The 22268-nt window shown below is 34.5% G+C and carries 16 protein-coding genes and 1 rRNA gene; 8 read left to right on the top strand and 9 right to left on the bottom strand.

Annotated elements, in window-relative coordinates; genetic code table 11:
- The first annotated feature begins 140 nt into the window (after positions 1–140).
- The 6 genes from feoB (at position 141) to HMPREF1212_RS06755 (ending at position 9077) form a co-directional block, all read left to right on the top strand.
- Positions 141–2624 carry a ferrous iron transport protein B gene (feoB, locus tag HMPREF1212_RS06780; protein WP_046148856.1) on the top strand — a complete coding sequence of 828 codons (2484 nt, stop codon included), beginning with the start codon at positions 141–143 and terminating at the stop codon, positions 2622–2624.
- A 271-nt stretch (positions 2625–2895) separates the two neighbouring features.
- Positions 2896–4710: an aminotransferase class I/II-fold pyridoxal phosphate-dependent enzyme gene (locus tag HMPREF1212_RS06775; RefSeq protein WP_046148855.1), complete on the top strand. Its 1815-nt coding sequence runs from the start codon at positions 2896–2898 to the stop codon at positions 4708–4710.
- The gene (locus HMPREF1212_RS06770) at positions 4707–5609 is read left to right on the top strand and encodes an ornithine cyclodeaminase (RefSeq protein WP_046148854.1); all 903 of its coding nucleotides are present in this window, start codon (positions 4707–4709) and stop codon (positions 5607–5609) included. Before HMPREF1212_RS06775 ends, HMPREF1212_RS06770 begins: the two co-directional genes overlap by 4 nt.
- A 14-nt stretch (positions 5610–5623) precedes the next feature.
- Positions 5624–6895, top strand: coding sequence for a metallophosphoesterase family protein (locus tag HMPREF1212_RS06765; RefSeq protein WP_046148853.1), 1272 nt, complete (start codon positions 5624–5626; stop codon positions 6893–6895).
- A 192-nt stretch (positions 6896–7087) separates the two neighbouring features.
- On the top strand, positions 7088–8323 hold the full coding sequence (locus HMPREF1212_RS06760) for a hypothetical protein (protein ID WP_046148852.1): 1236 nt from the start codon (positions 7088–7090) through the stop codon (positions 8321–8323).
- A 4-nt stretch (positions 8324–8327) separates the two neighbouring features.
- Entirely contained in the window at positions 8328–9077 is a 750-nt protein-coding gene (locus tag HMPREF1212_RS06755; RefSeq protein ID WP_046148851.1) for a WecB/TagA/CpsF family glycosyltransferase, read from the top strand.
- Here HMPREF1212_RS06755 and HMPREF1212_RS06750 read toward each other — a convergent pair.
- The 6 genes from HMPREF1212_RS06750 to HMPREF1212_RS06725 are packed head-to-tail and all read right to left on the bottom strand — an operon-like array spanning position 9031 to position 15687.
- Entirely contained in the window at positions 9031–10158 is a 1128-nt protein-coding gene (locus HMPREF1212_RS06750; RefSeq protein WP_046148850.1) for a glycosyltransferase family 4 protein, read from the bottom strand. The genes HMPREF1212_RS06755 and HMPREF1212_RS06750 overlap by 47 nt on opposite strands.
- A complete protein-coding gene (locus tag HMPREF1212_RS06745; RefSeq protein ID WP_046148849.1) occupies positions 10136–10927 on the bottom strand; it encodes a LicD family protein in 792 nt (263 codons plus the stop codon). Before HMPREF1212_RS06745 ends, HMPREF1212_RS06750 begins: the two co-directional genes overlap by 23 nt.
- Positions 10917–12173, bottom strand: a complete 1257-nt coding sequence (locus HMPREF1212_RS06740; protein ID WP_046148848.1) for an oligosaccharide flippase family protein — start codon at positions 12171–12173, stop codon at positions 10917–10919. Before HMPREF1212_RS06740 ends, HMPREF1212_RS06745 begins: the two co-directional genes overlap by 11 nt.
- 22 nt (positions 12174–12195) lie before the next feature.
- A complete protein-coding gene (locus HMPREF1212_RS06735) occupies positions 12196–13254 on the bottom strand; it encodes a glycosyltransferase (protein WP_046148847.1) in 1059 nt (352 codons plus the stop codon).
- Between the two features lie 3 nt (positions 13255–13257).
- Positions 13258–14868, bottom strand: coding sequence for a GumC family protein (locus tag HMPREF1212_RS06730; RefSeq protein ID WP_232430048.1), 1611 nt, complete (start codon positions 14866–14868; stop codon positions 13258–13260).
- A 6-nt stretch (positions 14869–14874) separates the two neighbouring features.
- Positions 14875–15687, bottom strand: coding sequence for a polysaccharide biosynthesis/export family protein (locus HMPREF1212_RS06725; protein ID WP_046148846.1), 813 nt, complete (start codon positions 15685–15687; stop codon positions 14875–14877).
- A gap of 198 nt (positions 15688–15885) precedes the next feature.
- Here HMPREF1212_RS06725 and HMPREF1212_RS06720 point away from each other — a divergent pair, with 198 nt between their 5' ends.
- The gene (locus HMPREF1212_RS06720) at positions 15886–16725 is read left to right on the top strand and encodes a CvfB family protein (RefSeq protein WP_046148845.1); all 840 of its coding nucleotides are present in this window, start codon (positions 15886–15888) and stop codon (positions 16723–16725) included.
- Between the two features lie 160 nt (positions 16726–16885).
- Here HMPREF1212_RS06720 and lepA read toward each other — a convergent pair whose 3' ends face one another.
- A complete protein-coding gene (gene lepA, locus HMPREF1212_RS06715; protein ID WP_028728570.1) occupies positions 16886–18673 on the bottom strand; it encodes a translation elongation factor 4 in 1788 nt (595 codons plus the stop codon).
- An 84-nt stretch (positions 18674–18757) separates the two neighbouring features.
- On the opposite strand from lepA, the gene HMPREF1212_RS06710 reads away from it, so the two are divergent.
- Positions 18758–20926 carry a tetratricopeptide repeat protein gene (locus tag HMPREF1212_RS06710; RefSeq protein WP_046148844.1) on the top strand — a complete coding sequence of 723 codons (2169 nt, stop codon included), beginning with the start codon at positions 18758–18760 and terminating at the stop codon, positions 20924–20926.
- A gap of 66 nt (positions 20927–20992) precedes the next feature.
- On the opposite strand, the gene HMPREF1212_RS06705 is transcribed toward HMPREF1212_RS06710, so the two are convergent.
- Together HMPREF1212_RS06705 and rrf are read right to left on the bottom strand one after the other, a co-directional pair.
- Positions 20993–21916 carry an AraC family transcriptional regulator gene (locus HMPREF1212_RS06705; protein ID WP_046148843.1) on the bottom strand — a complete coding sequence of 308 codons (924 nt, stop codon included), beginning with the start codon at positions 21914–21916 and terminating at the stop codon, positions 20993–20995.
- A gap of 139 nt (positions 21917–22055) precedes the next feature.
- Positions 22056–22166: ribosomal RNA gene (gene rrf, locus HMPREF1212_RS06700) — 5S ribosomal RNA — on the bottom strand.
- Positions 22167–22268 lie beyond the last annotated feature (102 nt).

Genomic DNA, 22268 nt, shown 5'->3' with positions numbered 1-22268 from the left:
CTACTTCCGGTAATCTTCCTTTTTTGAATTACAAAACTATAAAAAAATAACAAATTATATTACGCACCGCGTTGAATACCTATTTTTAGGTATTGGTTATACAAGCTTTTACTTTTACCTTTGCACAAGAATTTAAGAAGATGAGATTATCAGAGCTTCACACAGGCGAAAAAGGTGTTATTGTTAAGGTAATGGGACGCGGAGCTTTCCGCAAACGCATTATCGAGATGGGATTTATCAGAGGTAAAGAGGTGGACGTTATACAAAATGCCCCACTTAAAGACCCTATTCATTATCGGGTAATGGGTTATGATGTTTCATTACGCCGCAACGATGCCGCAATGATAGAAGTGATCAGTGCAGCTGAATATGCCAAAGTGCAGGCCTCGCAGGAAATAGAAAAACGTCCTGCAGATTCTTATATTTCTCCTTCCACCGAAGATTTACGGGCAATCGCCATCAATAAAGGAAAAACAATCAATGTGGCATTGGTTGGTAACCCGAATTGTGGAAAAACATCCTTGTTCAACTTTGCTTCCGGAGCTCATGAGCATGTAGGCAACTACAGCGGGGTTACGGTTGATGCCAAAGAAGGTACATTCCAACAGGATGGCTATACTTTCCGGATTGTAGACTTACCCGGAACCTATTCTTTATCAGCATATACACCGGAAGAACTGTACGTTCGTAAACATCTTAGCGAGGAACAGCCGGATGTAGTCATCAACGTTATAGATGCATCCAACCTGGAAAGAAATTTATATCTGACTTGCCAGCTTATCGATATGGATGTCCGTTCTGTCATTGCTTTGAATATGTACGATGAACTGGAACGACAAGGCAATAAATTTGATTATGATTCTTTATCACGCATGATCGGAACTCCGATCGTACCCACGGTAAGTAGAAGTGGTTTCGGTATCGAAGATCTCTTTAAGCGAGTCATCAAAGTTTATGAAGAAGAAGATCCGGTAATCCGGCATATCCATATAAACTATGGAGAGGTGTTGGAAAAAGGTATTACAAACGTTCGCAAAGCGATTAAGGAGAATGCAAATATCGCAAAGAGTCTTTCAAAACGTTACCTCTCCATCAAATTACTGGAAGGTGATCCTGAAATTGAAAGTTTCATAGAAACATTACCATGTGCTGAAATAATCCTTCAGGAACGTGATCGCAATGTGACTCAAATCGAAGAGTTATTACTCGAAGACTGCGAAACGGCATTTACAAATGCGCGCTATGGATTTATATCCGGAGCCCTACGGGAAACGTTCGAACAAAACAAAATAAAAGAAGCTACCAGTACCCAGATCATTGACTTGTTTGTCACTCATAAAGTACTGGGCTTCCCCATCTTCATCTTATTTATGTGGATAATGTTCGAAGCAACATTCCGCTTGGGAGAGTATCCGATGGGGTGGATTGAAGATTTAGTGGGCTTAATTGGTAATTTCGTTCGTTCACACATGAGTGAAGGCCCCTTAAAGGATCTTTTGGTAGACGGTATCATTGGCGGAGTCGGTGGTGTAATCGTTTTCTTGCCTAATATCCTCATATTATATCTGTTTATTTCTTTTATGGAAGATTCCGGATATATGGCACGTGCGGCTTTTATCATGGATAAGATCATGCACAAAATGGGACTTCATGGAAAATCATTCATTCCATTGGTAATGGGATTCGGTTGTAATGTGCCGGCGATTATGGCGTCTCGTACAATCGAAAGCCGTAATAGCCGGATGATAACCATGCTGATTAACCCGCTGATGAGTTGTAGTGCCCGTCTGCCGGTATATGTTTTATTGACCGCAGCTTTTTTCCCGAATAATGCGAGTTTCGTGTTGCTTGCACTATATGTAACCGGAATTATCCTGGCTGTTATTATGGCCCGGCTGTTCAAACGTTTCCTGTTCAATGAAGAAGATGTTCCGTTTGTAATGGAGCTTCCTCCCTATCGCATGCCTACTGCTAAAGCGATCATGATCCACATGTGGGAGAAAGCGAAACAGTATCTTCACAAAATGGGAGGTGTCATCTTAGTTGCTTCTATTATTATCTGGTTCCTGGGATATTTTCCTCGCAACACAGAAATAGGAGATGTATTCGACAAGCAAATAGCGGAAGTGGAGAATGCAGAACTGGATTCTGCAGAAAAGACTGATGCTATTGCAGAACTGGAACGTCTGAAGAACATGGAACACCAAAAGAGTTCTTATATCGGAATGATTGGCCAGACAATACAACCCGTACTCAATCCGTTGGGATTTGACTGGAAAATGAGTGTCAGTCTACTCACAGGTATGGCGGCTAAAGAAGTTGTTGTAAGTACGCTTAGCGTATTATACACGGGCGAAGAAGAAGATAGCCAGGCTTTATCCGAACGTCTGAAACAGGATCTGGATGCTGAAGGCAATCCGGTATTTACTCCACTTATTGCCTTGAGCCTGATGCTTTTCGTTCTCATTTACTTCCCTTGTATAGCGACAATATCAGCTATCGTGAATGAATCTGGTTCATGGAAATGGGGAATATTTGTAGTTATTTATACGTGTGTGCTGGCTTGGGTTGTTTCGTTTGTGGTTTATCAGACGGGGAGTTTGATTATTAATTTAATAAATTAGAATTATGTGGCAAGATATAGCAGTAACCATTATAGGAATTATTGTATTTTTCTACATCGGAAGAAAGATATATAAATTCATCCATCCATCCAAAGCAGATAAGTCCAGTTGCAGATGCACAGGCTGTGCCCTCAAAAAGACATGTTCTCAATAACTGTTCTGCAAACATATATCTTGGTGATTTTGGAATGTTTTCTTTGGGTTAAATCAAAACTGTTTCTTAAATTTGTCAACAAATAAAATTCCTATAAATATATACACCAAATAAAATATGCAAGCTATTATTTTGGCAGCCGGAATGGGCAAACGCCTCGGAGAATTAACAAAAGATAATACCAAATGTATGATCAAAGTAAACGGAGTTACGTTGATCGACAGAGTCTTAAAACAATTATCCAATCTCCATTTAAACAAAATCGTCCTAGTAATTGGTTATCAAGGAGAACAGTTAAAACAATATATAGGAAACAGTTATCGGAATACTCCCATTGAATATGTTTTCAACCCTATTTTTGACAAAACGAATAATATTTACTCTCTATATTTAGCAAAAGACCACCTCCAACAAGATGACACAATTCTTCTTGAATCTGATTTGATTGTAGAAGATAAGCTTTTTGATAAGCTATTGAACAACCCGTTTCCTAACTTAGCTTTAGTGGCGAAATATGAAAGTTGGATGGATGGGACAGTAGTCCGACTGGATGAGGATAATAATATTGCCAGCTTCATTCCTAAAAAAGCATTTAAATACTCTGATACTCAATACTATTACAAAACAGTAAACATGTATAAATTTAGTAAAGAGTTTTCATGCAGTAATTATGTACCTTTTCTTGAAGCATACAGTAAAGCATTAGGAAATAACGAATATTACGAACAAGTATTACGAGTCATCACATTATTAGATAGATGCGAATTTAAGGCTTTGCCATTAAACAATGAAAAGTGGTATGAAATAGATGATATTCAGGACCTAGACATTGCTGAAACAATTTTTTCCGAAGGAGATATAAAACTCGCTAAATATCAAAAAAGGTACGGGGGATACTGGCGTTTCCCTGAGATGTTAGACTTTTGCTATTTGGTTAATCCTTATTTTCCATCTCCCAGAATGAAAGAGGAATTAAAAGCAAACTTTGATATACTATTAACGGAATATCCTTCGGGAATGTTTGTCAATAGCCAACTTATAGCTAAATATTTCGGAATTAATACAGAATATGTATGTGCAGGAAATGGTGCAGCTGAATTGATAAAAAGTATTATGGAAAACCTAAAAGGTAAATTAGGGCTTATTTACCCAACCTTCGAAGAGTATCCTCACCGAATACAGTCAGATAAATTAATAACATTTACACCTAATAATTCAGACTTCACATATACAGGAGAAGAATTGATTAACTATTTCTCGGACAAAGAACTAACAACCCTATGTCTGATCAATCCAGATAATCCATCCGGAAATTTTATTCCCCTGAAGGACATAATCAAATTAATCGAATGGAGCCAAAAGAAAAATCAACAAATTATTATTGATGAATCATTTGTTGATTTCGCGGAAGGATATCCTAATAACACTCTATTAAGAAATGACTTACTTAAAAAATATCCAAACCTTATTGTCATTAAAAGTATTTCAAAGTCATATGGTGTCCCCGGATTGAGGTTAGGAATATTAGCTACGTCTAACCCGGAAATTATTACTAAAGTCAGAAAAGATGTATCTATTTGGAATATCAACTCTTTTGCTGAATATTATTTACAAATATTTGGTAAATACGAGTCTGATTATAACGTAGCCTGTCATAAATTTATAGCTGAACGTAATCGTTTCATGGAAAATCTTAAAGAAATTCCTTTTTTACGTCTTATCCCATCTTCTGCTAATTATTTTTTGTGTGAAATCACTAATAAATATACCGCAAAAGAACTCACTCTTATATTATTAAACCAATATAATATATTAATAAAAGATTGTAGTTCAAAAACATCATTTGAAGGGAAAAACTATATACGTATTGCTATCAGAAATCAATATGATAATAACAGACTGATCCAAACATTAAAAACATTATCAAAATGAGAACCATTTCCAATCAAGATATATTATCACTATCAATTAGCCCGTTACAATGTATTGAATGGGTTAAAGAATCTTTCTGTATGAAATACAATTGTGTCTTGCCCGAAAAAATCAGTATTAAACTGCATGACAATATTTTCTACAACACAATGCCCAGTTACCTTACAGAATTAAATAGATTCGGTGTTAAAATAGTAACACGCTATCCAAATCGAACACCTTCTATACAAGGAGAAATTTCTTTGTACGATGGGTCTGATGGAACATTTCTTGCACATATGGATGCTTCATGGATCACAAAAATGCGAACAGGAGCTGTTGCTGCATTGACAATAAACAAATTAGAAAAATCAAACGCGCAGATCTATGCATTCATGGGATTAGGACAGACAGCAGAAGCCACACTATTATGCCTATTAGCACTCACTAATCCTGATAAAGAAATTCATATACGTTTGTTAGCCTATAAAAATCAGGCAGAGAAATTTATTGATACATTTAAAAAATTCAAAAATATTTCATTTGAAATTGTTCCTACAACTACGGAACTAATAACAGGTGCAGACATAGTTGTATCGTGTGTTACCGCTATGGATCAAATTGTAGCATCAAATGAATGCTATAAAGAAGGAGTACTTGTCGTCCCTGTACATACACGTGGATTTCAAAATTGCGATTTATTTTTCGATCGATGCTTTTGCGATGATAAAGGACATATATCTTCTTTCAAATATTACAACGAACTAAAAAATTTAGACGAAATATCAAATCTTTTATTAGGAAATAATCCGGGACGCAGAACTGATAAAGAAAGAATACTAGCCTATAACATAGGGATTTCACTTCATGATGTTTATTTTGCGTCTCACATATATGATTTATTTATCAACTCTCAATAAATTATGATATTTTCATGAAAACACAAAAATTTACAATGTATAAATGGGGTTATTTAATAATCGTTTTTTTTGTGGTTATACTATTTTCTTGTAATAGAGAGGATGAGATAAATTCCCCTTTATTAAATCACTCTATATTTTATTCCATTAACAATATATTAGCAAGTGAAAGATTGCTTTCGATCATGTATAGTCAGGAAGATTCGACTTACACTAGAGAAAGATTCAAAATAGTACATATTTCTGATTTACACTTATCAACCTGGTCAACTGATAATAATAAGGAATCTCCCTACAACTTGCAAGAAGCTGTGATGTTCGCTAATCAAAGTAATTTAAAAATTAACACATTAGTTGCAACTGGAGACTTTGTTGGTAATGAATTACAAACGAAAAAACAAGAAGCAATCAACAACTTAACATCTTTTATCCAGTATTTCTATAAATCCAATAAAGTTCCATCTTTCACTTGCTTAGGGAACCATGACTCCAATATGCTTTCAACAAAAGCCAGTGAGCATATAAGCAAAAAGGAATTATATAATATATTTCAAGCATCCTTTAATTATCCTATCAACAAAATGATTGGAGAAAATTATTATTATGCAGATATCCCTACCACCACCCAAAGTATAATTCGCATAATAGCATTAGATATGACAGACCAGAATACATTTATTTATGATACTCAACATTATGCAGTCTTTTCTCAAAAACAAATTGACTGGCTATGCCAAATTGCTCTTCAAAAAGATATGACAAACAATCATAGTATTATCATACTCAATCACTACCCATTTCAACCTTACTCGAAAAAGAGAGAAACATTTTTATGTGATGGTGATTTCGTACACCAATGGAATATGATTCCTGAAATCATTGAAGCTTTTCGAAAGAAAGAAAAAATTGAATATATATATACAAACAAATTTATTCCAAATTCACCTATTCATGTCCATGTAGATTTTAGTACTACACCCGGCGAATTTATCTGCTATTTAGGAGGACATGCACATATTACATCTCAATTCCAAATAAAAGGCTTATCCAATCAATCTCCTCTCCTCCCACTCCAAAATATGCTATTATGCACTAATCAGTCTCCTTCGGAAATTGGACTAGTATACAACAAAGTACAACGCCAAAACCAAAGTATTGACAGTAATAGTTTTTGTATTTACGCTATTGATACTATAGAAAAAAAAATATATATCACATTTTTCGGAGCATACAAACCTCATAATTCAATAGACTACCCTGAAGTCATAGACATTAAATATCTGTAATTCATCAACTAACCCACACAACTCTTTAAAAATTCATTCAAGTACCAAGTTCGACATAGTTTTCTTCTTAAAAGCAGAATTAAAAAATAAGCAGTATCTTTGTCTTATTAATAAACACTCAATTACACAAATCGTAAGTAAGACAATAAAAAGACTATCTAATCGTTATATCAACAAAATAAGATTAAATATATGACACAAGATTTTATTAATAAACAATTCTATAATCTTTATATATTCACATTATTTTTCGGAATAATTCTATATAATCCTATTGGATTTAAATCAGCAGATGAAATCTGCGCTTTACTTCTTTTAGTAATGTTTCTCTTTGCTGTATTCAAATCAAAAAACTGGGAGTTTAATAAAGTATTTCTTTTTACTATAGCGGTCTTTACTTTTTACACTTCCTATTCTATATATATTAGCAGTAATACTAAAGCAGCAATAATCACAGACTTAATCATCCAAATGAAACCTTACTTAGGTTTTTTTGCAGTCTACCAATTAAGGCCTCTTTTTGATAAGATTCAAAAGAAAATTTTACAAGATATATGTTTGGTTCTTTGGTTTATACTTTTACCCATAGGACTTATTGGTATTTTTGATCCATTCTTTATTGGTAAAGTTATGGTACATCCAACCTATTTTGCAGCAGCAATTGTAGCTCTATCTCTCACATATTTATTCTGTGGAAAATATACTATGAAAGAAAAAGTCATTTTCCTATTTATGTTAAGTATAGGCCTCGCTTCTGGACGATCTAAATTTTATGGTTTTTTCGCACTCGCTATTGTGTCAATCATATATTTTGGAAAAGCTAACAACATAAAAATGAACTTAAAAACAATTTTAATCTTCATATGCACCATTACGTTAATATGTTATGTAGCATGGGAAAAGATTCATTTATATTTTGTAGCTGGGATAACAGGTGAAGTTGAAGAAGACCTCATTGCTCGCTATGTATTATATAGTACATCTATTCTTATATTCAAAGATTATCTACCTCTAGGTTCTGGATTAGCCAGCTTTGCAACTCATGCATCTGGAGCCTACTATTCTGATATCTATTCCAAATACGGCATTGACCATGTTTGGGGCATCAATAAAATTGGATGGGAGTTTATTGCAGATACTTATTATCCATCTTTAGCACAGTTTGGCATAGTTGGTATTATTCTTTATATTTCATTTTGGATATATGTATTACGAAAAGCTTATCTATTCTTTTTAAAAAACAAACAAGCAAAATACATAATTATCACTTTATTAATCACAGGCTATATAACAATTGAAAATATAGCAGATGCCTCAATTACGAGCAATAGAGGCTTTTTTATGATGATGTTATTAGGGCTTACAATGGCAGAAATAAAATCTCTTGAATTAAAAAACAAAGTAAGCATTATTAATTCAAAACAATAAAAAGATGAATAAATATTTCAATGTACATTTAGAATTCGATAAAAATAAGATAGAGAATGTCATCCAAATGGCAATCTCAAACAACCAAAAAGGATACGTATGCATAATTGAAAGTAATAATCTAGCAATAGCGAATAAAGATATAGTATTCAATGGTGTTGTAAATAATAGCCTGATCAATACTTGTGATGGTTCAAACATAGCATGGTTACTCAGCCATATATATAAACAAAAATTACATTCTTACACTGGGAATGATATATTTCTCAACTTTATTTCAAAGAAAAAATACAAACATTATTTTTTAGGTAATACTCAAATAGTTTTAGATAGTCTAAAAGAAAATTTATCAAAAACAGACCCAGCTATTAGCGAGATGGTTTTTAAAGAATTACCTTTCAAAAATGTTACCGATTTTAATTATAAGCAAATAGGAGAAGATATCAATAAAAATAACCCTGATCTCATATGGGTGTCTCTAGGAGCCCCCAAGCAAGAACTTTTTATGTCAATGCTTCTACCATACATCAACAGAGGTATAATGTTTGGAGTTGGAGCTGCATTTAATTTTAATGCACCATCCGGAAAAATAAAAAGAGCACCACTTTGGATGCGCAAAAATAGATTAGAATGGCTTTATAGAGCTTTTGAAGAACCTCAAAAAAATGTACCTAGATACTGGAACTTTATAAAATTATTGCCCCAGCTCATGATTCATGAATGGAAGCAGTCGAAGAAAAAAGATTTTCATTGACAATATTAATATCCTTAATAAACTTAGTAATGGAATAATGCTTTTCTATCGTTTGGCGAGCAGCGTATGATAAACTTTCTAACATATCTCTATCTGAATTCAACTCTGTTACAGCGTCAACAATTTCTTCTATGGTAGAAGCTAATCTTCCATTACAAGAGTTCACTACATTTGGAATAGATCCTACAGGTGAAACAACTGGAACCATACCATACCCCATACTTTCCAACAAGGACAAAGGTAAGCCTTCAAAATCTGAAGGCAAAATAAAAACATGCGATTTCATCATCAATTCTTTTTTCAAATTCCCATAAACTAATCCAAAGTCTTTTACATCAGATTGCACATCCGCTAAAAGCTTTAAAAAATAATCCTTATCCGGACCAACTCCACACAAATTAAAAACAAATGGTATCTGCTTTGATTTCATTATCTTTAACGCATCAGCTATTTTAGCTAATCCCTTAGCTTTGTCAATACGACCTAAAAAAAGAAATGACAATTTATCTTTAAAGTCTTTTTTTTCTTCAATATACTCAGGAAAATCTACTGCATTAGGAATTACATTTATTTTACGACTATCAACTTTAGTATAGTTTTTCTGCAGAAATTCTTTTTCTAAATCACTTAAAACAATAATCGTTTTTGCTTTTTTCAAGAAAAAGTTTATTATAGGCTTAAAAATACCAGCTTTACAATTCATAAAACGACCACCATGAATATGTAGAATTACAGGAGCAGAGCGAATCCACAAAATAAAAAATAATAAAATATCCCGAATCAGAGATTTGGGTTCAAGTCCAAGATTAAAATGAACGAGCCGCAACTTTTCATTTGAAAAAAAAGAGATATAAAACAAATTTTTAAACAGATTAAATAGCCAATATACCCCACGCTTTTGTTTATCTTTTTTCCCTACAATAAAAGGTATATAATTATATTCTTTATTATTTTGAATCAACAAAGATGAAATAGTTGAAATACCACTAATATTCTCTTGAGGATTAAGAGATGGTGTTATAATTAATATATTCAATTTATTACTCACAAGCATAATATCATTCAAAATTAATTTCAACAATATGATATTCTATTTTATCCAAAGAAGGCAATGTCATATAATCATTATAAAGTCGTTTCAAATACTTATCAGGATCATTTGGTCCCCAAAAAAAATGATTTTCAAATTCAAATTTTCGTAATGGAAAAATTTCTGACATTCTTCTTTCAGAAAAAAAACCAACGCCTAACGGATGATGTAAAATATCACTAGAAGAAAACAAAGCAAAAAAGCGTAAAAAAGGATATAGTATTTTTTCCAAAAAGCCAAGAAAGGATCTTTGCAAGATTAACTTCACGCCTCTTTTATCATTTTTCTTCCACGATAATTTATACAAATAATAATGAAGCTTAGCCGCTATTCGAAAAATCCAAAGAGGACCTCTTTCCATAGGGAAAATATCTATAAAAACACCCCTATACTTATAATTACTACCTAAATTGCCAGTTTCAATTATTTCTGAATGTAAATCACGAATTTTAGCAAATTGAGCAATATAGTTGCGATCTGTTTTACTCGTTTGAACTACCATTGATTTAGGAAATTCTTTATCCAAAATTTTAAGTAGCCGCTTATAATCCTTTCTTAGAACTTCTATATCGAGATCATCATCCCAAGGGATGAAGCCTTTATGCCTAACTGCTCCCAAAGCAGTACCGGAACTTAGCCAGTAAGATATTGAGTGCCTCTGACATATTTTATCAAATTCAATCAACATCTCCAACATTCTTAGCTGCTGTTTTCGAAGAGTCGAACCTTCTTTATTAAACAATGTATATTCAAGTTGCATTATAATATAATATTTTATACTTCAAACAATAATATAATCGATAGAGTACAATAAACAATTCTGTTATACCTAAAACCAAAGCAAATGTTTGAACTGTAAAAAGATCTAAGTAATACAAAAGTAGATATATTACTATCAAAACAAAAGTAGAACCAATCACACTAACATTAAAAGGTCGTGGATAACCAAATGCTACTAACAAAGGAGTTCCTAGATAAAGAGAGATACCACCACAAAAAACAAAAACACACAAAATTCGTAATATACCAACAGCCTCAGTCAATTCCTCACCTGCAAAAAAAGCAATCCCTAAAGGCGCAAATATATAAATAAACAATGTAACCACAGATGAACAAACACACATAAATCCAAAGCATTTACGAGCAAATTGCCGATCTCGGATCCTGGCTAAATGAGGATACACTGACTGGTTTATCATTTGCAAAGGAATAAAAGCCACATTTGCTATTTTCTGTGCAATATCAAATGCAGCTACACTTTGCATAGAAAAAAAGATACCACAAATAATTTTAGCTATTCCTGCATTTATCAATAAAGATAAACGCGATATAAAAAAAGGAATACTAGCTAGAAAATAAGCTTTCATATTACTATAGCTAACAAAAGACAAATGAATTTTTTCTACTACCAATAGAAGATAAATAGAAATAAAACCTGACAACAACATTCCTAATGACTGCAACAATGGTATAAAAATGTAATCATCTGATGAATGAATAAAAATAAATATTGAAATAGTATAAAACAAAATCGAAAAGAAGCGAACAAAAGTAATATATTTCATTCTTTCGATTCCCTGAAAATACCAAACAGGAAACAGAATGTCTGAGAAACAAGATAAATATGCAAAAAAAATCAATAATACATTAGATCGAAAAACATCGAAAACCAAGCAACATGTAATCAATATAAAAGATGAAAAAATCCACAAAAAGAATTTTATACATAAAACAGAAGATACAAGCTGTGATAATTGCTCTTTATCATTTCTCAATATAGCAACATCTTTTACAGCTGAAACATCTAATCCAAAGTTAATAATGATTGAAAAATAAGATACAACTGTTTGCACAAAAGCAATTAAACCATAATTTTCACCACCCACAATCCTTATTATATAAGGAAGAGCTATAAATGGCATTGCTAATTTTAACACTTCTAATATGGACAAATATCCCGTATTCTTAACAATTATTTTATATTTCGACAATCCCTTTATATTCATCTTTCACAAAAATAAGAAAATATTACTTCTCTACTTTCTTTAGTACAGTCTGTAAATAAGTATTCACAATATTAGCCCATTTATACTGGGAAAGATTAGCACTTATTTGACTACTATCCAAAGGAAATACACTCACAACTTCTTTTAATGCTTCGCTAAAGCTTACAGATGTATCTTTTATTAGAATGCCACAAGATGGATTAATAACTTCTCGATTAGAAGTTGTATTGGTTGCAATCGTATATAAGCCAGAAAAGATATACTCAAATGTCTTTGTTACAGGCTGTTTATCATAATAGTTCGTTAGAGGTACATATGAAACTCCAACATTACATTCGTCAAATAATGAAACAAGATCTATATGATGTAAATAACCATGTATCTTAACTATATTTTCCAATTGGTTAATTCGAACAAACTCTTCAATATCCTTTCTTTCGTTTCCATCACCTACAATATGATATATCATGCTAAAATCTTTAGGCATTTCCTGAGAGAAAGAATAAAATCCTTTTACTGTATCCAATATATTACGTCCACTTAAAGTTCCTACATACAATAATCGTAAAGCATCATAACTCTTTATTTTTTCTGATATTACATCAGCGCCTAAAGGAAGAAGATAAGTTTTTTTAACAGATAAAGAAAGCTCTTTCTGAACTCCTGTAGAAATAACAGTAACAAAAGAAAAAGTTTTTGCAGAAAATCTCAAAAAACAATTTTCCCATTTTCGCCGAAGTTCATTTGGTGAAACTGATAATGTACGAATATCCAAAATAGACTTTTTCCAGGGAAGGAGAAAGTGTAAAAGAGAAAAACCATTGAAATAAATGATAAAAGTAATACCTTTACATTTTATCATTTGAAACAAAGCTCTAATAATAAAAGAAAATGAGCGTTTCAATTTAGAACCTTTCCAAGGAATATATACGACTTTAACGTTATCCATTAAAATCTTTTTAGATCCTTTGTAAAAACAAAAATAAGTAATATCATACACTTCTTTCAAATACTCACAGTATTTGAAAGAATCTGTATGATATCCAAATTGTTCATTACTTATTATTAGTAATTGCTTCATTTACTATTTAATTTTCAAGTACTCTTCACGTAATGCCAGAATCTGCGTTTTTACAAAAATACAAATAACAGGGAAACATAGAGTAAACAATATTATTGCCAGTCCAACAAATAACTTTCTTGGTCCCACCGGAGCTTCCTTTACATACGCAGCATCCAATACACGAGCCTTATCAAAATCTTTTCCAATTGATAATGCGATTTCTTCTTTTTTTTGTAATAAAATTAAATATACTCCTTGATAAATCTCTTGTTGACGTTTCAAATCGATATATTCCTTTTCTAATGTTGGAACCTTACCCATTTTATCCAAAATCATCTTTTCTTTCTTCTTCAAATCTCCCAATGTCAAATTTAGACTTTTACGGGTATTCTCTATAGATAGAAATACACTTCCTCGCAACTGTTCAACTTGACGATTAGCTTTTTCAATTAAAGGACTTTCTGTTTCAGATGCTTGCATAATTCTAGAACGTTCCAATAATGCTTCATTATATAAAGTAAGAGGACTACTCTTATCACTGGTTTCCGCACTAAGCAAAGACGGAATAAGATTATATTTATTTACAGGATTTTTTATATATTCAGACATCATCTCAATCAGGTGAGATTGAGCTTCTAACTCAATAATTTTCAACTGCAAGTCTTTCATCTGTTCAGCATAAAACTGTACATCGTACTCTATTGCGGTCATCTTATTTTCAAGTTTATAAACCTCTATTTCTCTTTCAACCTTAATCAAATCAGAAACAGTACTATTTATCCGCTTATTTAAAAAGTCTATCGATTTTAATCCTTCTTTCTTTCCATAATTATCTTCCTGCTCATTATACAAAGAAATTAATGTATTCAACATATCGATTCCTCTCTTTTTTTCATAATCCTGACATACAAATTCTACAACATTTGATGTTTTTGAATATTCTTCTATAGTTAATTGTTCTGCAAGTTCATCTGCAACCCATTTTGCCGGAACAACATCAACTTTCATTGAAACAGCTTCTTTTTTTCCATCAGTGTATGACAATAAAAAAGAACCTTCTTTAATTTGTATCTCAGCTGGAAGAGAATCAAATACGAGATGTTTTTTTTCACTTTCCCCCTTAGCTTCTATTTCTACCTTCCCATTCGTTTTTATAGCAATATTAAAAACGATTCTTTCAGATAGAGATGCATTTGTTAGTGAATCCGGCCTTAAAACAATTGGTGATTTCTCATATAGATAATGTTTATAGGCATAAGGTTTATTATAATTCACATTAATACCTAATTCTAATATCATTTTCTCCAATAAATTATTAGACAAAAATTTCACTAGCTCATCATCCATATTAATACTTCCATTTCCAATATTACCCAGACCGAAAGATTTCATTAGACCCGCTGTTTCTCCTAAAGCCATAGCTGCAGTTCCCATACTCTTATCTTCCTGAAGTTGAACACGTGCTGTCATTTCGTATGTCTTAGGCATTACTATCAGATATATTACACCTAAAGTTAATGATAACAAAAACACCGCCAAAAAGAATTTCCAATAATCGAAATAACTTACTATTATTTTCTTCAATCCTATAGTTTCATCGTCAGTCACATTTATTTCATTCATTATTTCCATAGATATTTATTTCTTTGAAGTATTAATAATTGTAATAACCATTGATGAAATAATAGATACAGCACTGATAATAGAAGAAAATACAGTTATACTATATTGTTGAGCTTGACTATAGCGTGCATTCCTCTTCTTAGCAGTATTGGGTTCTACATAAACAACATCATTTTGACGTAAATAAAAATATTTTGACGCAAACAAAGCTGGATCAGTCAAATCCAACCGTACAAATTCTTTCTTCCCATTATCATCTCTTATTAACAATACATTTGTACGATTTGCATTTATAGTCAGATCTCCAACTTGCCCTATCGCATCTAAAATAGAAAGACGATCATTACGCACAGTCAAAGCGCCCGGACGAGAAACTTCTCCCATCATTGTTACTCTAAAATTAGTGAGCAAAACACTAACCAAGGGATCTTTTATATACTTTGAAATATCGTTTTCCAGCACATTAGCCAATTCCAGACGAGTATATCCTTCAACTTTCACTTTGCCTAAAACCGGAAAATTTATATATCCGTCTTTATCCACTAGATAATTATACATTGATTGAGAAGCAAAAACAGGTAGTTCACCTTCTTGAGCATAAGCAAAACTTGGTGGATTAAATGGTGTTGCAGCCGTTGGATCCCATGCAGTAACAGTTATATTCAACATATCTCCTGGTAAAATTTTCGTATGATAAGTCTGACTCATCTGAGCCACCTGCTCCGGCGTTAGAGAATCAACACCCTGAAAATAGACAACATCTTTGGGTACAGAACACCCACCCAAAAACAAGGTAAAAAGTACAATAGACAATAATTTCAATCTCATAAGCTCATTCTATTCAAAATAAGGTGCAAATATACGTTTTTTTATTTAACGACATGATTTAACAAGTCCCGAATTCTAACGTTACATTTAATAACGATGCATTTATGGATATATTGCTGCATAAGCAATTAAAAAGATATTAGATTTTCTCCTTTTTCCTAAATAATCATGTACTTTTGTTGTCAAACAAAATAGATTATGCTTGAAATAGGAAAATACAACACACTCAAAATAGTTAAAGACCTCGATTTCGGAGTTTATCTGGATGGAGGCAATGGGAAAGAGATACTTCTTCCTGCCCGTTATGTTCCTAAGAATGTAAAGCCGGGGGATGAAGTGGAAGTTTTTATTTACCATGATAATGAGGGCAGGCTAATAGCAACAACAGTCCATCCACTGGCTACTGTCGGTGAATTTAAATTCATGGAAGTAAAATCAGTGAATAATACAGGTGCATTCCTGGAATGGGGATTAATGAAGGATTTGCTAGTACCCTTCAAAGAGCAGAAAATGCCGATGCGTGAAGGCAGATGGTATCTGGTATATGTCCATCTCGATCATATTACAGGACGGATCGTCGCTTCCGCTCGTATCGATAAGTATCTGGATAATGTAATGCCTGAATATACATTCAATCAGGAAGTAAATTTGTTAGTAGCTGACGAAACAGAGATCGGCTATAAAGTTATCATCAATAATCTACACTGGGGATTAGTATATTATAATGAAGTCTTTCGCCGTTTGGAAAAGGGGGAAGAACTCAAAGGGTATATCAAAGAAGTCCGTGAAGATGAAAAAATTGATGTAAGCCTTGTTCCGCTGGGTTATCAGAAAATAGAAGGATTGGCCGGAGTTATTCTCGAATCATTAAGAAGCCAGGGAGGTTTTATCGCTGTACACGACAAAAGTGATCCGGAAGTCATTCAGTCTCTTTTCCAATGTAGTAAAAAAAGTTTTAAACAAGCTATCGGTGCTCTTTACAGGCAACATCTCATCACATTGGAAGATGGAGGCATCAGTTTAGTTTCTCCTTGCTGAAACTATTGTTTCAATAGGGTGAAACTTTTGTTTCATCGGGATGAAACTATTTCTACGTGACTAAGTCAATGCCCCAAATACCATAAAAAAAGTGACGCCGCTTGTTTAATGCGGCGTCACCCTATATAGATTGATTTATGTTCGTTTATTAATGCTGTTTTTAATCTAACTTCAATACAGCTAAGAACGCTTTCTGCGGAACTTCCACTGTTCCGATCTGTTTCATTCGCTTCTTACCCTCTTTCTGTTTTTCCAACAACTTGCGCTTACGAGAAATATCACCTCCATAACATTTTGCCGTTACATCCTTGCGAACAGCTTTTATGGTTTCACGGGCAATAATCTTAGCTCCGATAGCTGCCTGAATAGCAATATCAAACTGTTGCCGGGGAATAAGCTCCTTCAGTTTTTCACACATACGACGTCCAAATGTCACACTATTGTCCACATGCGTCAGCGTTGATAAGGCATCTACAGGTTCCCCATTTAACAGAATATCCAGTTTCACCAGTTTACTTGGACGAAAATCATGGATATGATAGTCAAAAGAAGCATATCCCTTAGAAATACTTTTCAGCTTATCGTAAAAATCAATTACAATTTCCCCTAAAGGCATATCATAATGAATCTCTACACGATCACCTGAAATATATTCCTGTTTCAGCAAAATACCGCGCTTACCCAGACAAAGTGTCATGATCGGGCCAATAAAAGTCGTATTTGTTATGACAGAAGCACGAATATACGGCTCATCGATATGATCTATTAATGTTGGCTCCGGCAGGCCACTTGGATTATGCACCTCCAGACAATTACCTTTTTTATCAAACACTTTATACGATACGTTCGGTACAGTCGTGATCACATCCATATTAAACTCCCGATCCAATCGCTCCTGTACAATCTCCATATGCAACAGCCCCAGAAATCCGCAACGGAAGCCGAAACCCAGCGCAGCTGAACTTTCCGGCTGGAATGTCAAAGAAGCATCATTCAATTGCAGTTTTTCCAACGAAGCACGCAGATTCTCAAAATCTTCGCTATCGATCGGATAAACACCGGCAAATACCATCGGCTTCACTTCTTCAAAACCAGCAATCGCTTCTTTCGCCGAACGAGCCACATGAGTGATCGTATCTCCGACCCGTACCTCACGGGATGTTTTAATTCCGGAAATAATGTAACCAACATCCCCCGTACGGATCTCGCTACGTGGAGACATTTCCAGTTTTAATATACCTACTTCATCTGCATCATATTCCTTACCTGTTGCAATAAATTTCACATGATCCCCTTTACGGATCACTCCATTCACCACTTTAAAATAAGCAATAATACCACGGAATGAATTAAATACCGAGTCAAAAATAAGACATTGAAGAGGAGCATCCGGATCTCCCTTCGGAGCAGGAACCTTATCAATAATAGCATCAAGTATCTGAAAAACACCTTCACCGGTTTTACCACTTGCGCGGATAATATCTTCCCGCGGACACCCCAGCAACTCAACGATCTGATCTTCCACTTCATCCGGCATAGCACTCGGAAGGTCTATCTTATTCATGACAGGAATTATCTCCAGGTCATTTTCGATAGCCATATACAGATTAGAGATTGTCTGCGCCTGAATTCCCTGGGCAGCATCGATAATAAGCAAAGCCCCTTCACATGCAGCAATAGAACGGGAAACTTCGTATGAAAAGTCCACGTGTCCCGGAGTATCAATCAGGTTCAAGGTATATTCTTCACCCTTATAATTATACTTCATCTGAATGGCATGACTCTTGATTGTAATGCCTCGTTCGCGTTCCAGATCCATATCATCAAGAACCTGCGCTTGTAAGTCTTTGCCTTCGACTGTCTTGGTGTATTCAAGTAAACGGTCAGCCAAAGTACTCTTACCATGGTCAATATGAGCAATAATACAGAAATTGCGGATATTCTTCATGTGCCAATTTATTTTAAGTGTGCAAAGATAGGAATTTTAGGTCAAAAACTATACTTTTGGCATACCATTTGTTGTTAATATTATATGACACTACAAGAAATAAATAAAGTATACAACCGCATTGTCGGTTCATTAGATAGTAAGGAATTAAAGAATGCTTTTGATTCCATTCAGGCACTCATTTCCGGAAGTCGCGAAATAGCGTTTCAGGACAAATTGAATGAGTTGCAGGAAACATATAAATATATGTTGCGCTATCGCATTGAAGGAGCTAAAGATCCGATGCAGGAACAAATATATAACAAGATTCAGACCTCTTCTTACGAATTGGCTGACCGGATCAGGCATAAAGCACTGGCAATCGAATCGCCTTTGGCCTTTTACAGCCGACGCAGGAGTTTGCAGGTTCAGCCAAACGTAACATTCGAGAATCTGCGTCTTCAACTCAACAAGCATTATGCGACAGGAAACAATGCTGAATATGATGCAATGCTTATCGTCCTGTTCAATAAAATATGGGTATCCGATCCTTTTACTGTCGAAGAAGCTGCCGTAATAAAGAACATCCTTTTCGACAACGAACTTCCGTTTACAGCAGGTAGCCAGATCGTTTCATCACTAATGCTGGGATTGCAGGCAGCTTTCGATCCGGAAAAGCTCATGTTATTGTTTGATGCTGCTAATCATGAAAATGAAGAGATTAAAGTACGTGCACTGATTTCTATCCTGCTAACATTATATACTTACAGGAAAAGAACGGCTCTTTATCCGCAAATAACAAACAGGTTGGATGTTCTTTCTGAGGCACCCGGCTTCACGAAAGCAATACGAACGATCACACTGCGTTTTATCCTGGCCCGTGAAACCGAAAAGATCACCAGGAAACTACAAAACGAGATCATTCCGGAAATGATGAAACTAAGTCCTAAGATCAGCAATAAAATAAATCTGAAAGACATTACTCCGGAACAGTTGGGAGAAGAAATGAACCCGGAATGGGAAAATATATTTGCAGACAGTTCACTCGGTAAAAAGATGGAAGAATTCAGTGAATTGCAACAAGAAGGAGCTGATGTTATGCATTCCACCTTTGTTCATTTAAAAAGTTTCCCCTTTTTCCGTGAACTAAGCAACTGGCTTCTGCCATTCACAACAGAACATTCATCGTTCGGAAATCGTTTTAACCAGAATAATGGTGAAAAACAGATGCTGGACTCTATGACGCTTGCGGCATTCATGTGCAATTCAGATAAATACTCATTATACTTCAGTATGATGCAATTACCTGAAGAAGCAAAGAAAATGATGATGAATCAATTTGACAGCCAGGCAACTGAAATGATCCAGCAAAATAAGGAAGAGTTGATCAGTAAACGAGGAAAACTGGAAACTATTACAGGACAGTATATACAAGACTTGTACCGTTTCTTCAAAATATATCCAGGACATTTGGATTTCAATGATATTTTCACGATGCCTCTTGATTTCCACAATCTAGATATTTTGCGTCCTTATATCTCCGATGAAGAAAGCCTGAGTACGATTGCCGAATATTACCTACGTAAAAACTATTTCAGCGATGCCCTAACCATATTCAATCAGTTGGCCGAAACGAATCAGGAAAGTGATATTCTTTTTCAGAAAATCGGTTACTGTAAACAGATGAATGATGACTTACAGGGGGCTCTCGATGCTTATTTGCGAGCAGACCTTTTAAATCCGCAAAGCAAATGGGTGATTCGCCGAATCGCCGGTTGTTACCGTTCGCTGAAAGAGCCGGAAGAAGCATTGAAATATTATCGCCGGTATGAGAAACTGAATCCCGACAATTTGTCTATTACGGTCAGCATAGGACATTGTTATCTGGAACTCAGAAACTACAGTGAAGCATTAAAATGTTTCTTCAAAGTTGATTATATGGATAGCAACAGTAAAGCATGGCGCCCGATAGCCTGGTGTTCGTTCCTGACTGGCAAATATGACCAGGCACGTAATTACTATAAAAAAATATTAGCAAACCAGCCTAATACGCAGGATATGTTAAATGCCGGCCATACAGAATGGGCTCTGCAAAATATAAAGGGAGCTATAGAGTTCTACAGACAAGCTATAGAAAAAGAAGATGGAAACTTCCATAAGTTCCAGGAAGAATTCAACCAGGATATTCCAGACCTGATCGTCGCCGGTATAGAAGATTCGGAAATATCCCTGATGATGGATCAACTTAGATATGTATTAAATGATTCTTTATAACTTCAATAATAAAAAAGCCCTATTCATTAAAAAGTGAATAGGGCTTTTTTATTAGATATGCTATGCTTATACCGGTTCGACAGGTATACAAATATCTACAATAAACTTCTTTTCCGGATGTTCATCATGGTTGTTCTGATAAATTTCATAATGATGTCCATAACCGCATTTACAACCATTCTCTTCCAATAAATCAAACATGGCCATCCAGGCAGCCGGAAATTCAGACATTGATAGCTCAAAACGTCCAACCGCATATAAACCACCGGAAAGCTTATAGCTTCCAACAATACCTTCCGGTTTTATTTCTTCCGGAACAAACATGGCTGCATCTGCAGTTAACTTATCTTTCGGAGTAACCCGGGGATCATCATGATAAACAGACAATAGTCTCATATCCGATTGTGAAACAAATCCTCTGGGGAATGCCCATTTCATAAGATTGGCAAAAGCCTCCTGCATCTGATCCAATGCTCCCTGGTGACGGCAATAAATAATAGCCCTCTCAGGCATCTGTTTAATTTCAAAAGTGCAATTCATATCCATATCATTTACTTTAATTGTTTTATCACGACAAAAGTACCGTGAATAAAGCGAGGTATGTTGCTCATTTATGCTCTTGAATTGACATTTCTTGCTATCCGGATATCCATTTTTGCGACGATATTCTTCGGCTGAAACACCAAAATGACGCTTAAAACTACGACAAAAGGAAGAAGCAGAAGAAAACCCCCAATCATACGCCACATCCTTAATTGCAAGAGGATCGCTCAACAAAACATTGGCAGCTCGTTCTAATCTTCTCCGAAGAATATACTTTCCAACAGGTTCACCTATGGATGTCGTAAATATCCTGTGGAAATGATAAGTAGAAATATCAACCAGAGATGATAACTCATCTATTGAGATCTGCCTGTTCAGATTCGAATTTATATAATCAATAACCCGGTTGATTTGTTTAGTATGATCCTGTCGTATTGTATTCGCCACGTTTATAGATTGTTTTAATCGAATGAAGTACAAATATAGGAATTGGTATCTATATATAGAAAGTGTGATCTGTCATAAATACAAAAAGGAACCAACCTTACGATTGATCCCTTTTCCTTGTTTTGAGTCTCTGACTCTAAAACGGCGGCTATCTACTCTCCCACTTTTACGCAGTACCATCGACGTGGTTGGGCTTAACTTCTCTGTTCGGAATGGGAAGAGGTGGATCCCCAACGCTATAACCACCTTAATATCTTTAAGATGTTTGACCTAGGACAACGTTACTTTAACGTAACCTTCGCTTTATGGCCTGTATTGCTACTTGCCATCTGCTGATATATCAATCCTTCCT

It is taken from the genome of Parabacteroides sp. HGS0025 (assembly GCF_000969845.1).
GTDB lineage: Bacteria > Bacteroidota > Bacteroidia > Bacteroidales > Tannerellaceae > Parabacteroides > Parabacteroides gordonii.
The sequence above is the reverse complement of the archived record's forward strand: the minus strand, read 5'-3'. Positions and strand labels throughout refer to the sequence as shown.

Coding starts and splice junctions, on each gene's coding strand:
- HMPREF1212_RS06710 (WP_046148844.1), top strand. CDS start 18,758: ATGACACTACAAGAAATAAATAAAGTATACAACCGCATTGTCGGTTCA.
- HMPREF1212_RS06735 (WP_046148847.1), bottom strand. CDS start 13,254: ATGAAGCAATTACTAATAATAAGTAATGAACAATTTGGATATCATACA.
- HMPREF1212_RS06775 (WP_046148855.1), top strand. CDS start 2,896: ATGCAAGCTATTATTTTGGCAGCCGGAATGGGCAAACGCCTCGGAGAA.
- HMPREF1212_RS06770 (WP_046148854.1), top strand. CDS start 4,707: ATGAGAACCATTTCCAATCAAGATATATTATCACTATCAATTAGCCCG.
- HMPREF1212_RS06725 (WP_046148846.1), bottom strand. CDS start 15,687: ATGAGATTGAAATTATTGTCTATTGTACTTTTTACCTTGTTTTTGGGT.
- HMPREF1212_RS06720 (WP_046148845.1), top strand. CDS start 15,886: ATGCTTGAAATAGGAAAATACAACACACTCAAAATAGTTAAAGACCTC.
- HMPREF1212_RS06730 (WP_232430048.1), bottom strand. CDS start 14,868: ATGGAAATAATGAATGAAATAAATGTGACTGACGATGAAACTATAGGA.
- HMPREF1212_RS06760 (WP_046148852.1), top strand. CDS start 7,088: ATGACACAAGATTTTATTAATAAACAATTCTATAATCTTTATATATTC.
- HMPREF1212_RS06740 (WP_046148848.1), bottom strand. CDS start 12,173: ATGAATATAAAGGGATTGTCGAAATATAAAATAATTGTTAAGAATACG.
- lepA (WP_028728570.1), bottom strand. CDS start 18,673: ATGAAGAATATCCGCAATTTCTGTATTATTGCTCATATTGACCATGGT.
- feoB (WP_046148856.1), top strand. CDS start 141: ATGAGATTATCAGAGCTTCACACAGGCGAAAAAGGTGTTATTGTTAAG.
- HMPREF1212_RS06765 (WP_046148853.1), top strand. CDS start 5,624: ATGAAAACACAAAAATTTACAATGTATAAATGGGGTTATTTAATAATC.
- HMPREF1212_RS06755 (WP_046148851.1), top strand. CDS start 8,328: ATGAATAAATATTTCAATGTACATTTAGAATTCGATAAAAATAAGATA.
- HMPREF1212_RS06745 (WP_046148849.1), bottom strand. CDS start 10,927: ATGCAACTTGAATATACATTGTTTAATAAAGAAGGTTCGACTCTTCGA.